The organism is Pseudomonas sp. NPDC089428 (assembly GCF_044749325.1).
Classification (GTDB): domain Bacteria; phylum Pseudomonadota; class Gammaproteobacteria; order Pseudomonadales; family Pseudomonadaceae; genus Aquipseudomonas.
On record NZ_JBIVHT010000004.1, the window covers coordinates 78,867 to 92,120 of the forward strand.

Genomic DNA, 13,254 nt, shown 5'->3' on the forward strand with positions numbered 1-13,254 from the left:
GCAGGGGCTCTCTTGTTGTCAGTCGGTAAGCAGGCGGCCGTGGCGCACCGGGTGTGCGCCGGCGACCTTGGCCAGCCACAGGCCGGGCTGGGCGTAGCGCAAGCGCTCGCGGGCGTAGAGAACCCCGGCGGTGGTGGCGTGTACCACAGAGTGCTGGTCGCTGATAGGGTCGATCACCTCGAACAATGGGTCGCCTGCATCGACCCGCTTGCCCAGGGGTTGCAGGAAACTCACCACGCCCGGGTGCGGCGCACAGGCGTACTGCGCGCCGGAGAACGGGGTGGCGTCACAGCATGTCGAAGGTGCGGCGGGCCAATCGCCGCTGAGCAGGCCCTGATCGGCCAGAAAGCCCAATATGGCTTCGGCACTGTGCTGCACCTGGGGGCGGTCGGTATCGGCCATGCCGCGCAGTTCGACCGTGGTGGCGACACAGGCCAGTGGGATGCGGGCGTGCCCGAACTGTTCTGCCAGGCGCAGCCAGGGCAGGGCACAGGCTTCATCGAACGAGCTGCCGCCGCTGTCCTCGGCCAGCAACACCGCGCCTGCGCCCAGGCGCGCAGCCAGCGGTTTGAGGGCTGGCCACAGCTGGGGCAGGGCGTACAGCAGCACGACCGACTCAAAGTCGCAATGCAGGTCGAGCACCACGTCTGCGTCGCAGGCCTGTAGCAGCAGTGTCCGGCGCAGGCCTTCGAGTGCCGAGACCGCTGGCGGCATCGCGCTGATGGCCTCACGCATCAGGCGGCGAATCAGCGCGATGTTGTGCCGCGCATCGTCACCCAGGCGGCCTTCGAGCTGTGGTGAGATCAGTGCTGCCAAAGCAGCAAAGTCGCGGTTGAAGTTGTGCCCGCTGGCCAGGTCGAAGCGCCCCTGGTGAGTGGCCTGAAAAACCTGCCCCAGGCCGATCGGGTTGGCTACCGGCACCAGCTCGATCACGCCTGCCAGGCGGCCTTGGCGTTCCAGTTCGAGCAGGCGCTGCTTGAGCTCCGCTGCGACGCGCATGCCGGGTAGTTCATCGGCATGCAGGGCTGCCTGAATGTAAGCCTTGCGCGGGCCGCTGCCAAAGCGGAACACCGAGACCCGACGTTCCATGCCAGCGCTGCTCCAGGGCAGGGTGTGTTGAATATGTTCCATGTAGATCTCTCAGTTCTTGCGCGGGGCCAGGTGGGCCAGCCAGCGGCCTTCTGCCAGTTTGAACAGGCGCACCAGGATCAAGGTCAGGCACAGGTAGAACAGCCCGGCAGTGACGAAGGCCTCGAACGGCATGTAATAACGCGAGCTGACGGTCCTGGCCACACCGGTGATGTCGACCAAGGTGACGATCGAGGCGAGCGAGGTTGTGTGCAGCATCATGACGACTTCATTGCTGTACTGCGGCAGTGCACGGCGCAGTGATGACGGCAGCAGGATCCGGCGGTACAGGGTGATGCGTGGCATGCCCATGGCATGGGCCGCTTCGATCTCGCCAGGCGGCGTGGCCCTCAGGCTGCCGGCGAGAATCTCGGCACTGTAGGCACTGGTGTTGATGGCGAACGCCAGGCAGGCGCAGAAGGTGGCGCTGGAAAGGTATGGCCACAGCACGCTGGCGCGCACTGCCTCGAACTGCGCCAGGCCGTAGTAGATGAGAAACAGCTGTACCAACATGGGGGTGCCACGAATGACGTAGGTGTACAGCCATGCCGGGGCGCTGAGCCACGGCTTGCGTGATACGCGCAACATCGCCAGCGGGATGGCCAGCGCCAGGCCCGCGGCGAGGGCAATCAGCAGCAGTTTGAAGGTCACCAGCACACCGCCTGCAAAGAGCGGCAGGCTGTCGGCGATCAGCTTGAAATCCAGCACGGGAGCGTCCTCAAAGTTCGGCCAGACGGGTGCCGACGCTGTAGCGCTTTTCCACCAGGCGCAGGATGAGCAGCGATACGCTGGTGAGCGTCAGGTACAACGCGGCAACGGTCAGGAAGAAGGTGAATGGTTCGTGGGTAGCGTCGGCCGCGCTCTTGGCCTTGAACATCATGTCCTGCAGGCCAATCAGCGATATCAGTGCCGTTGCCTTGGTCAGCACCAGCCAATTGTTGGTGAAGCCGGGCAGGGCGAAGCGCACCATCTGCGGCAGCAGCACTCGCCTGAAGACCTGCATGCCTGTCATCCCATAGGCCGCGCCAGCTTCGGCCTGCCCTCTGGGAATGGCCATGAAGGCACCGCGGAACGTTTCCGAAAGATAGGCACCGAAGATGAAGCCCATCGTGCAGACCCCTGCGATGAACGGGTTGATATCGATGTAGCGAGGGTGGCCGAGCAGCGGCGCGACACGATTGATCAGGTCCTGGCCGCCGTAGAAGATCAGCAGGATCAGCACCAGGTCAGGTATGCCGCGGATGACCGTGGCGTAGCCTTCGCCAAGCACTGCCAGCCACTTCAAGGGCGACAGGCGACATGCCGCGCCCAGCAAGCCGAGGGCGATCGCCACTGTCATGGAAATCAGGGCCAGGCTCAGCGTTAGCCAAGCCCCCTGGAGAATGGTCGGGCCGTAGCCGTGGAGCATGGTCGGGCCTCTTACTTGCCGTAGATGTCGAACGCAAAGTACTTCGCCTGTACCTGCTGATAGGTACCGTTGGCGCGAACCGCGTCGATGGCTGCGTTGAGGCGGGCGGCGTGTTCGCTGTCACCCTTGCGCACGGCAATGCCTGCCCCCTTGCCGAAGTAACGCGGGTCGTTGAAGTCGGGGCCGACCAAGGCGAAGCCCTTGCTGATGGGGGTCTTGATGAAGCCTTCGCTGGTGTTCACGATGTCTGCCAGTGTCGCGTCCAGGCGGCCGGCGGCAAGGTCGAGGAAGGCTTCGTTCTGCGAGGCGTAGCGCACCACTTCGATGCCGGCGGGTTCGAACTGGTCAGAGGCGAAGCGGTCGTAGGTCGATGCGCGCTGTACGCCCACCTTCTTGCCCTTGAGGTCCACCAACGGATCGTTCACCACGCTGCCGGCCTTCATCGCCAGCTTGCCAGGCGTCTGATAGTACTTGTTGCTGAAGTCCACCGACTTCAAACGGTCCTCGGTAATCGACATCGATGACAGTACCGCATCGATCTTGCGCACCTTCAGCGAAGGGATCAGCCCGTCGAACTCTTGCTCGACCCACTCGCATCTGACCTTCATTTCTGCGCACAGGGCATTGCCAATGTCATAGTCGAAACCGCTGATCTTGCCTTCGGGGGTCTTGAAGGCGAAGGGCGGATAGGCCGCTTCGATACCGATGCGCAGGGTATCGTCGCTGGCGGCGGTGATGCCACTGACGGCGCTGAGTGCCAGCGCGCCGAGAAGTACGATCTTGTTCATCTTGTTGACTCCTAGCTGGGGCGGATTGGGTGTGCGCGCAGGTCGCCTGGGCGGGGGCGATGGCGTTACCTGGGCCGTTGGTGCGCAGATTTATGACATTATTTTTTTCAGAAATCTACATTCGTGAAAATAAATTATCTATATCGCGTTTGCCCCTGCTGGCCCAGAGGCCTCTAGCTCGAGCCTTGCCGGCCGTTCTCACGTTTTTTGTCCTGGCACCCGTCGGGGGCACGTTAGCGCGCACCGCTTGAAGACACGCTTGCTCTGATATATAAATTTTCAAAAAATATCATTTGGAAAAGATAATTCCATCACGCGCCGCTAGCCGGCTCGCACGAATTTCCATAACAAGAGCAACAATCCATGAACAAGCCGTTGAACACGGGGGCAATGATCGCCGCCCTGATGATTTCCTGTGCCAGTCCGGCCGCTCTGGCTGAAGGCAACTTGCTGGCCGTGGGCGGCATGCTGCGTGCCAGCAACCTTCCGGTCTATGACAAGTTCATCGAACTCGCCGGTGGTCGTCAGGACGCCCGCATCGTCATCGTTCCAACGGCCAGCGGCAGCCTGAGCTCGAGCGATCGCTTCATGGCGGAACTGGTTGCCCTCGGGGTTGCCGCGAAGCGCATCAGCATCGTGGGGGTCGACAAGCTCAACTACCAACGAACCATGAACGATGCCGCAGTGGTCGAGCCGCTGCGCGGTGCCAGCGGCGTTTGGTTCGTCGGTGGCGACCAGGCCCGGATCGCCCGCGCCCTGTTCAACGCCGATGGCTCCCCGTCGCTGCTGATGCAGGCTGTGCGCAGCGTCTATGACCGCGGTGGCGTGGTCGGCGGCACCAGTGCCGGTGCCAGCGTTCTGGGGGCACGGATGCCAACCGCCTTTGGCGTCGTGATGGATACCCTGGACTTCGGCGTGGCCAGCAAAGCAGACCAGCGCGGCACGGCGTTGCTCGAGGGTGCCGGCCTGTTCAAAGGCGGTGTGATCGATCAGCACCTCGATCAGATCGAGGAAACCAGCACCGGGCGTGTCGCGCGCATGGCAGCGTACCTCACCGGGGACAAGCTCACCCGCGGGTTCGGCCTGGACACCAACACCGCCATGTGGGTCAACCCTGAAGGGCAGGTACAAGTGCTGGGCGAGGGCTATCTGACCGTGATGGACGCCAGCCAGGCAGAGAAATCCTTCGGCCTGTATGGCACACGGCTAAGCAATGTGCGCTTGGCCATGCTCAGCCATGGCGATCGCTATGACCTTGCCAGCGGCAAGGTGCAGCCCGCCCCAGGCAAGGCAGCCATCAAGGCCGGTAGCGAATACCTGTCAGGCAACCAGCTGATTACCGACCTTTCGGGCGTATCGGCCATCGACCGGGCCGTGATCTATGGTCTGGCGGATAACACCGCCTCGCGGCAGCTGGGCCTGATGACCCGCTACAACCCGCTCAACGGCTACCACTACGGCTACCGTTTCGAGTTCAGCAAGACGGCTGACTTCAGCGCCTATAGCCAGATGCACGATGCGCTGACCCACTACAGCGTGGGTGGCGTGCGCCTGGATATCCGCCCGGTCAATGCCACCCTCGGCGAGCCCGCAACCAGTGCGCCGACCGACGCCGGCTCGGGCAGCCGCGGCGATGCGATTCGCGCCATCAGTTTCAGGGGGTTGATGACCCTGAACGCCGGCAACGCCTTCGAACCAGGGCGGCCCATCACCCGTCTGGAGCTGGCCAATGCCTTGCAGATGACGCTGGCCGCCGAGCCCAGGCGGGACCGGTTGCCCGCGTTGCCCGATGTCGGCGCCGAACACCCGCTGCATGATCAACTCGACGTGGTGCTGTCCAACGGCTGGATGAGCAGCAGCGAACCCTTCTCTGTCAACCAGCTCGTCAGCCGCAAGGAATGGGCGCTGGCCTGCCAGGCGCTGGTAGAGCGTTATCAGGGCATCCACCTGAGCAGAACCGCGGCGTTGTCGGACATCGGTGGCCTGGACAAGGCCTATGCCGATGCTGCCACCCTGACAGTGGGGGAGGGCTGGCTGCAGGCCGAGCAAGGCCGCTTCAGCCCGCAAGCCCCGGTAACCCGGGCTGAAGTGGCGCAGGTACTGGCCAAGGTCGTCGGGTTGCAACCGCTGTAAGTTGAACCTGGCCGCGCCTGGCCGGGCGCACATCGACCCTCCGTCAATCCACACAAGAGCCCTGTATGAAGATCAGCAGGTTGGAATCGTTCGCCCTGGAAAAATTGCTGCAACCGCAAAGCCCGAAAGCCTTCGCCATCGCCCAGTCGGCGTTCCAGGTTCTGGAGCGCACGCAAACCAAGGCGGGCTTCTATTCGATCATCCAGTTGCCGGCGAGCATGAAGTGCCTGCACGACGACGCCGAGTTGAAGTGGCTGTTCAAGCTCAAGCAATCCAAAGCCAAGGGCTATTTCGTTTGCTGGGCAGAGTCGGCGACCACCTTGTGCCTGGAGGCGGTCATCAGCAAGGGGACGTACCCACCCGAATTTTCACTGGAGCGATTGGCATAGGGCCGATGCGCCTGTCCTGACTGGCGGTGCAAGCCGCCACGTATCCCCATAACAAGAACAATGGAGCAAGCAATGAACGCCGTGAAAGCGACCCTGATCGCAGTGGCCCTCGCCTCGACTCACGCCCCGTGGGCAGGTGCTGGCGAACAGCAGGCCTCGAAAGGCTTGATCGAAGACAGCACGCTGAACCTGCTCAACCGCAACTTCTGGATGCACCGCGACTATCGCAATGCCAAGCGCAACACCCGGAATGAATGGGACCAAGGTATCCAGGCGCAATATGCGTCGGGTTTTACCGCGGGCACGCTGGGCTTGGGTTTCGATGTGCATGCATATGGCGGCATCAAGCTCGATGGTGGACGCGGGAGCGTCGGCAACGGGATCCTGCCGGTGGATAGCGATGGTCGTATAGAAGACAGCACCGGCGAATTGGGCGGTGCCGTGAAGCTGCGGGTGTCGTCCACTACCTTGAAGTATGGCGAGCAACGCACCACCGCCCCGGTGTTTGCCACCAGCGATTCGCGTCTGCTGCCGGAGACCGCGACCGGCGTTCACCTGGCCAGCCAGGAGTACGAGCAGCTGTCCGTGGAAGGAGGGCACTTCACTTCGATCAACCGACGTGACTCGAGCAACGCCGATGGTGCTCTGACCAGCGAATACGCAGGCGTGGAAGCGCGCAGCGTCGATTTCATCGGTGCCACCTACCACGTCACCGACAGGCTCAGCCTTGCGGCCTACGCCAGCGAAGCCGAAGCGCTCTGGCGCCAGTATTTCGCCAACGTCTACTACACACTACCCTTGGCTGAAACCCAGTCCGTGAGCTTCGACCTGGTCGCTTACAAGACCCGCGATCAGGGCGCTGCGTTGGCGGGGCAACTGGACAATACGGCGTATTCGCTCAAGGGTGCTTACAGTCATGGTCCGCACAAGTTCAGCGTGGCGTATCAGAAGATCAGCGGCGATGACTTTTTCGACTACATCGGCGGTGATTCGATCTGGCTGGCCAACTCGGTCCAGTACTCGGACTTCAACGCCCCCAACGAGCGCTCCTGGCAGCTGCGTTACGACCTGAACATGGTGGCCTTCGGCGTACCGGGGCTGACGCTCATGGCGAGGTATGTGAAGGGCGATCAGATCGACGGTACCCGGGTGGACCCGAACGGCCCGTTCGCGGGGTGGGCGGGAGATGACGAGAAGCACTGGGAGCGCGATCTGGAAGCCCGCTATGTCATCCAGGCCGGTATGGCCAAGGACCTTTCGTTCCGCCTGCGCCAGGCCACCCACCGTTCCACTTCATTCGATAGCGACCTGGATGAAGTGCGGCTGATCGTGGAGTACCCGCTGAGCTTGCTGTAATCCTAGGGGCGATGGATGCAGGCCCCAAGGATTGAAAAGACGATGCCCACGTTCCCAGCGGAAGGTGGGCATCAAAGCGCTGAGGCTCAGGCTTGCTTGGCGCCTGCAGTGGCAGCTGCTTCAGCCTGCTCGTGCTGGCGCTTGCGGCCGATTACCAGTACACCCATGCCGGCCAGGGTGCACAGTGCGGCCAGGGGCATCAATGCCAGGGCGTAGCTGTTGGTAGCGTCGTGGATGGCACCGTAGACGTTGACCATCAGGCCGCCACCGATAAGGTTGGCCATGGCGCCCACGGCGGCCAGCCCGGCGGCAGCGGTGGACGACGACAGCCAGCCGGAGACCAGTGCCCAGAACGGGCCCTTCATCGAATAGGCGCCCACCAGCACCAGGGTCAGCATCATCACCGTAGCCGGCAGCGAGGACGTGAACAGGGTCATCAGCAGGCCTGCGGCGATCAGCAGCATGGTCATCGCAGTGTGCCAGCGGCGCTCGCCGGTGCGGTCGGAGCTACGCCCCCAGATGATCATCGCGACCGAGGCGATGCCATACGGGATTGCATTGACCAGGCCGATCTCCAGCGCGCTGAGGCCGAAGGTTTTCAGCAACTGCGGCGCCCAGACGCTCATGGTGCTGCCCGCGGCGGAAGCGCCCGAGTAGATCAGCGCGAGTACCCAGATATCCTTGTGGCGCAGCAGTTTCCACAGCGAGATATGGCCGATGGCAGTCTTCTTGGCGGCCTCGCTGGCCAGCTGCTGGGTAAGCCAGCCGCGTTGCTCGTCGTTCAGCCACTTGGCCTGTTCGGGGCGGTCGGTCAGCACGAACAGGCAGGCGATACCCAGCAGCACTGCCGGGATGCCTTCGAGGATGAACAGCCAGTGCCAGCCGCGCATGCCCATCCAGCCATCCAGACTCAGCAGCAGGCCCGACAGTGGCGAGCCGATGAAGTTGGCGGCCGGGATTGCCACCATGAACAGCGCCACCATGCGTGCGCGGTAGGCCGACGGCAACCAGTAGGTGAGGTAGAGCAGCACGCCCGGGAAGAACCCGGCTTCGGCGGCACCGAGCAGAAAGCGCATGACATACAGCGAGTTGGCGCCCTGGACGAACGCCGTGCCGGCGGAAATCAGGCCCCAGGTGATCATGATGCGGGCGATCCAGATCCGCGCGCCGTACCGCTGCATGGCCAGGTTGCTGGGCACTTCAACCAGGAAGTAGGAGAAGAAGAACAGGCTGCTGGCGAAACCGAAGACCTTGGCCGAGAGTTCCAGGTCCTGGTTCATCTGCAGCGAGGCCATGCCGATGTTGCCGCGATCAATGATCGCGATCAGGTAGCAGACGATCAGAAAAGGCAGCAAGCGCCAGGCAACACGGCGCATGGTGCTGCGTTCGAGGTCGTCCGGCGAGGATGTCACTGAAGTCATGAGGCTCTCCAATTGTTTTTTTTCTGGAGTGACGCGTAGTGAAAGACGCCGCCTCTTGCGAAGCGGCGCGAGAAGGCAGCAATCAACTGTCGATCAGGTGGCGGTTGACCACGCAACGCGGATCAAGGGCATTGCCCGCCAGGATATCCAGCACCTGCCTCACACAGACCAGCGCTACACGGTCGCGGGCTTCGGTGGTGTTGGCGCCGACGTGTGGTGTGGCGACCAGGGTCGGCAAGCCCCACAGCGGGCTGTCGGCGGGTGGCGGCTCGGGGCTGAAGGTGTCCAGGCCTGCACCGGCAATGCGGCGCTCGCTGAGTGCCTGTACCAGGGCGTCAGTGTCGATCAGCTCGCCGCGGGCAGTGTTGATCAGGATGGCGCCCGAACGCATGCGTGCGAGCTGGTCAGCTCCGATCAGGCCGTGATTGGTCTCGGTCAGCGGGCAGTGCAGGCTGATGATATCGCTTTCGGCCAGCAGGCGATCGAAATCTTCCTCACGTTCGACATGGGCGTGCGCCGGCATTTGCTTGAGGTAAGGGTCGAACACCTTGACCTTCATGCGCAGCGGCGCCACCAGGTCCATCAGAATGCTGCCGATCGAGCCCAGGCCAACCAGGCCCAAGGTCTTGCCGGACAGCTCGATGCCAATGGACGAAGCCTTGTCCCAGTGGCCTTCACGCATGCGTGCATCGAGCAGGGCGGTCTGGCGGGCGACGCTGAACATCAGGGCAAAGGCATGCTCGGCCACTGACTGTGCGTTGGCACCCACTGCGATCGACACCGGTATCCCGTGCTCGGCGGCAGCCTGGATATCGATGGTGTTGAAGCCGACACCGTGCTTGGTGATCAGCTTCAGCTTCGTGCAGGCCTCGATCATGGCGCGGGTCAGGCTGCCCTGGCGAACCACGATGGCATCGGGCTGTTCCGCGCGAATGATGGCTACCAGCTCTTCTGCCGGCAGGTAGGGCGTGGTGGGGACCACCCTGATGCCCTGGTCGGCGGCAAGTTGCATGGCCTCGGCGGCAAGTTCGGGGCCGGTAATCAGAATGGTACGGGACATCGTGAACACCTTTTTATTGTCAGGGCAGTCGCTGCAGCTCATGAGCGGCGATGGGATCAACCCTATCATAATGAAATGGCGTTGCAACAAAATAAATTGAGCGGCCGAGTGTGTCTGTATTTCTGTCAAAAAAAGCGATTGAAAAAGGAATAATGCAATGACATTCTAAAAAACAGATTCGGCGGCCGCCGATGACATCGAATAACATCAATAGAGGTATGTCACATGAGCATTGGCTTCCAAGTGCTTGAGCGCACGCGCAAAATTGGCGAAGAGTGGGTTGCACGCTACCGTGAGGTTCCGGTCGCCAACGTCAGCGACTCGATGAACCGCATGACGGCGGGCGGTGCCCGGCTGCGCCCCATGCACCGTGAGGGGGGGCTTTGCGGCCCGGCCCTCACCGTCAAGGCTCGTCCCGGTGACAACCTCATGCTGCACTACGCCCTCGACATCGCTCAGCCAGGCGATGTGATCGTGGTCGATGCGGGCGGTGACCTGACCAACGCCCTGATCGGCGAAATGATGGTGGCCTATGCAGTCAAGCGCGGTGTGGCAGGCATCGTCATCAATGGCGCCATCCGTGATGCGGCCAACATCGGCGCTGGCGAGTTCCCACTGTTCGCCGCCGGTGTGTCGCACCGTGGTCCGTACAAGGACGGCCCAGGCGAGATCAACGTGCCGATTGCCATTGATGGTATGGTGATCGAGCCGGGCGACCTGGTGATCGGCGATGAAGACGGCCTGCTTTGCGTACCGTACGACCAGGTTGCCGAGGTCTATGCCCGTGCTACGGCCAAGCATGCTGCCGAAACCGCTCAGATGGAGCACATTGCCCAAGGTACCAACGACCGCTCCTGGGTCATTGAGTCCTTGAAGAAGAAAGGCTGCCTGCTGCCAGGCTGACCCAGTAACCTGCTGCGCCCCTTGCGATGGGGGGCGCAGCAGGCATTGGGCTGGCGCGGGTCTATTGAGGATTCGCAGACTTGACCGATTCACCGTCGTCGCACCGTAAACAATGGCCCTCGGCCATCCGGGCGCTCGCCCACCGCAATTTCCAGATCTATTTCACCGGCCAGGGCGTTTCCACGCTGGGCAAGTGGGTGCAGCAGGTGGCGTTGGCCTGGCTGGCCTACCATCTCACAGGTTCGGCCGTGCTGCTGGGGCTGATCACCTTTCTTTCGCTGGCTCCGCAACTGCTTATCGGCCCACTGGCCGGTGCATGGATCGACCGGCATGACCAACGTCGATTGCTGATCATCGTGCAAGTGATGCTGACACTGCAGTCGTTGGTATTGGCGCTTTCTACCTGGCTGGGCTGGGTCGATGGCCCGGTGATCGCCGGCATGGCCTTGCTGCTGGGTTTGCTCAACGCCCTGGAAACCCCTTTGCGCCAAGCGCTGATCGGCAGTTTTGTCGATGACCCGGCCGACCTGCCCAACGCGCTGGTGCTCAATGCCATGCTGATCAACGGTGCACGTTTCGTCGGCCCGCCATTGGCCGGGGCACTGATCGCGTTGGCCGGCGAGGCGGCCTGTTTTGCACTGACGGCCGTAGCCTTCCTGGCATTGCTGTTCGGCTTGCTGAAGGTGCGCGGTAGCGCCAGCCCCAAGGCCAGCGGCTCGACTGCCCAGGTGTTTCGTGAGGGGCTGGCATACATGTGGCAGACACGCAATGTGCGCCAGTTGCTGGTCAATGTGGTCATGGTCAACCTGCTGGCGTCCTGCTACGCAGCGCTGTTGCCGATCCTGGCCAAGGCGGTGTTTGCCGGTGATGCGCGCGTGCTGGGTTGGTTGTGGGGGGCGGCGGGCGCTGGTGCCTTCGTGGCGACCCTGGTGCTGGCGGTCGGCGGCGCATTGCCGCGCCTGCGTCAGTTTACCGATGCCGGGGCGCTGCTGTGCGCGGTCGCCCTGGTCGGGCTGTGGTTGGCCGGTATGCTGCCGGTGGCGCTGCTGGCGCTGGCGCTGCTGGGCTTCGGCATCACCCTGAGCAACGTCAGCACCAACATGCAATTGCAGAGCGGTGCACCAAGCCACCTGCGGGGGCGGGTCATCGCCTTCTACATCGCCATGCGCTTTGGCTTCGAAGCCCTGGGTGGGATGATCGCCGGGCTGGTCGCTGCCCGCTGGGGGGCACCGGCGACCCTGGGGATCGCCGGTGGGGTGCTGTTGCTGGGGTTGCTGGGGCAGTACGGCTTTCGGCGTCGCACCTGACCGCTCAGGCAGCCTGGCCCTGGCCCTGGGGCGTGTGTTGCTTGGCTGGATCACCCAGCCAGAGCATCAGGCAGGTCCCGATCAGCAGGATCGACGCTACGGCGAAGAACGGCAGGGTGAAGCTGTGCGTGGCGTCCTTGATCAGGCCTATCAGGAACGGCCCGGTGAAGCCACCGAGGTTGCCGATCGACACGATCATTGCCAGCCCGCCCGCTGCTGCGCGGCCGGTGAGGATGGTCGAGGGAATCGCCCAGAATGTGGCCTGGAACGACAGAATGCCGGCCACGGCCAGGCACAGGCTGGCGATCTTCAGTAACGGCTGGTCGATCATTGCGGCACTCACCAGGGCCACGGCGGCGAAGGCCAGCGCGCTGACCACGTAGGGCAGGCGCTGGCGGCTGCGGTTGGCAAGGCGTGCCCATAGCGTCATGGCCACGGCGCCGATCAGGTAGGGCAGCGCTACCACCAGGCCGACCGCGCCACTGGAAATACCCAGGCTCTTGATGATTTGCGGCAGCCACAAACCGATACCGACGGAGCCGACGATACAGCAGAAATTGATGGCCGCCAGGGTGAACACCTTGGGGTTGGTCAATGCGGCGCGCAGGGTGTTGCCGTGGGAAGCGCCGATGGCCTGCTGCTCCTGGGACAGGCGCTGGGTCAGCCAGGCCTTTTCCCGTGGGTTCAGCCACTTCGCCTTGTTCGGGGTATCGACCAGGACGAACAGGCAGGCAATGCCGAGCAACACGGCGGGCATCGATTCGGTAACCAGTAGCAGTTGCCAGTTCTTCAGGCCCCAGACACCGTGCTGTTCCATCAGCCAGCCCGACAGCGGCGAGCCGACGATGTTGGCGACCGGGATGCCCAGCAGGAACGCTGCGGTAGCTTTCGCTCGCCATTTGCCGGGGAACCAGTAGGTGAAGTACAGGTACACCCCTGGCGTGAAGCCCGCTTCGGCAAGCCCCAGCAGGAAACGTGCGATGCTGAAGCTGATGGGGCCGGTGGCGAAGGCGGTGGCCATGGAAATCAGCCCCCAGGTGATCATGATCCGGGCAATCCACACCCGTGCGCCAAAGCGCTGCATCAGCAGGTTGCTGGGGATCTCGAACATGAAGTAGCCGAAGAAGAACAGGCCGGCCGCCCAGCCGAACATCGTCGCGGTCAGCCCCAGGTCCTGGTTCATGCTGATGGCGGCGAAGCCGACGTTTGTGCGGTCGAGGTAGCTGATCACGTAGCAGATGAAGATGAACGGCACCAGGCGCCACAACACGCGGCGCATCAGGCGGTCGCCCTCGGCGTCGCTGAGCGGCGCCTGGGCTGCAGGGGAATCGTGGTTCATGTCGTCACTCTTTTGTAGTTGT

12 protein-coding genes are annotated in these 13,254 nt (G+C 63.0%); 5 read left to right on the forward strand and 7 right to left on the reverse strand.

What is annotated here, in order from left to right:
- Nucleotides 1-18: 18 nt before the first annotated feature.
- Genes ACIPZ5_RS09260 through ACIPZ5_RS09275 form a run of 4 tightly spaced genes read right to left on the reverse strand, consistent with a single transcriptional unit; the run spans nucleotide 19 to nucleotide 3,324 of the window.
- The gene (locus ACIPZ5_RS09260; protein ID WP_400807978.1) at nucleotides 19-1,131 is read right to left on the reverse strand and encodes a succinylglutamate desuccinylase/aspartoacylase family protein; all 1,113 of its coding nucleotides are present in this window, start codon (nucleotides 1,129-1,131) and stop codon (nucleotides 19-21) included.
- A 9-nt stretch (nucleotides 1,132-1,140) separates the two neighbouring features.
- Entirely contained in the window at nucleotides 1,141-1,836 is a 696-nt protein-coding gene (locus ACIPZ5_RS09265; protein ID WP_261940355.1) for an ABC transporter permease, read from the reverse strand.
- Nucleotides 1,837-1,846: 10 nt separating this feature from the next.
- Entirely contained in the window at nucleotides 1,847-2,536 is a 690-nt protein-coding gene (locus ACIPZ5_RS09270) for an ABC transporter permease (RefSeq protein ID WP_343597076.1), read from the reverse strand.
- Nucleotides 2,537-2,547: 11 nt separating this feature from the next.
- A complete protein-coding gene (locus ACIPZ5_RS09275; protein ID WP_261940353.1) occupies nucleotides 2,548-3,324 on the reverse strand; it encodes an ABC transporter substrate-binding protein in 777 nt (258 codons plus the stop codon).
- Between the two features lie 363 nt (nucleotides 3,325-3,687).
- Between ACIPZ5_RS09275 and ACIPZ5_RS09280 the strand changes: the two genes are divergently transcribed.
- From ACIPZ5_RS09280 to ACIPZ5_RS09290, 3 genes are all read left to right on the forward strand, one after another.
- Nucleotides 3,688-5,457, forward strand: coding sequence for a cyanophycinase (locus tag ACIPZ5_RS09280; RefSeq protein WP_400807982.1), 1,770 nt, complete (start codon nucleotides 3,688-3,690; stop codon nucleotides 5,455-5,457).
- Between the two features lie 65 nt (nucleotides 5,458-5,522).
- Nucleotides 5,523-5,846: a hypothetical protein gene (locus ACIPZ5_RS09285; RefSeq protein ID WP_400807984.1), complete on the forward strand. Its 324-nt coding sequence runs from the start codon at nucleotides 5,523-5,525 to the stop codon at nucleotides 5,844-5,846.
- 72 nt (nucleotides 5,847-5,918) lie between these two features.
- On the forward strand, nucleotides 5,919-7,202 hold the full coding sequence (locus ACIPZ5_RS09290; RefSeq protein WP_400807987.1) for an OprD family porin: 1,284 nt from the start codon (nucleotides 5,919-5,921) through the stop codon (nucleotides 7,200-7,202).
- Nucleotides 7,203-7,288: 86 nt separating this feature from the next.
- On the opposite strand, the gene ACIPZ5_RS09295 is transcribed toward ACIPZ5_RS09290, so the two are convergent.
- Both ACIPZ5_RS09295 and ACIPZ5_RS09300 read right to left on the reverse strand, forming a co-directional pair.
- Entirely contained in the window at nucleotides 7,289-8,623 is a 1,335-nt protein-coding gene (locus ACIPZ5_RS09295; RefSeq protein ID WP_343597069.1) for an MFS transporter, read from the reverse strand.
- A gap of 82 nt (nucleotides 8,624-8,705) precedes the next feature.
- The gene (locus ACIPZ5_RS09300) at nucleotides 8,706-9,683 is read right to left on the reverse strand and encodes a hydroxyacid dehydrogenase (protein WP_400807989.1); all 978 of its coding nucleotides are present in this window, start codon (nucleotides 9,681-9,683) and stop codon (nucleotides 8,706-8,708) included.
- Nucleotides 9,684-9,908: 225 nt separating this feature from the next.
- Between ACIPZ5_RS09300 and ACIPZ5_RS09305 the strand changes: the two genes are divergently transcribed.
- Both ACIPZ5_RS09305 and ACIPZ5_RS09310 read left to right on the forward strand, forming a co-directional pair.
- Nucleotides 9,909-10,586, forward strand: a complete 678-nt coding sequence (locus tag ACIPZ5_RS09305) for an RraA family protein (protein ID WP_261940347.1) — start codon at nucleotides 9,909-9,911, stop codon at nucleotides 10,584-10,586.
- A 125-nt stretch (nucleotides 10,587-10,711) separates the two neighbouring features.
- Complete coding sequence (locus ACIPZ5_RS09310) at nucleotides 10,712-11,893, forward strand: MFS transporter (RefSeq protein WP_400808599.1); 1,182 nt, start codon at nucleotides 10,712-10,714, stop codon at nucleotides 11,891-11,893.
- Nucleotides 11,894-11,897: 4 nt separating this feature from the next.
- Here ACIPZ5_RS09310 and ACIPZ5_RS09315 read toward each other — a convergent pair whose 3' ends face one another.
- Entirely contained in the window at nucleotides 11,898-13,232 is a 1,335-nt protein-coding gene (locus tag ACIPZ5_RS09315; RefSeq protein ID WP_261940346.1) for an MFS transporter, read from the reverse strand.
- Nucleotides 13,233-13,254: the final 22 nt, after the last annotated feature.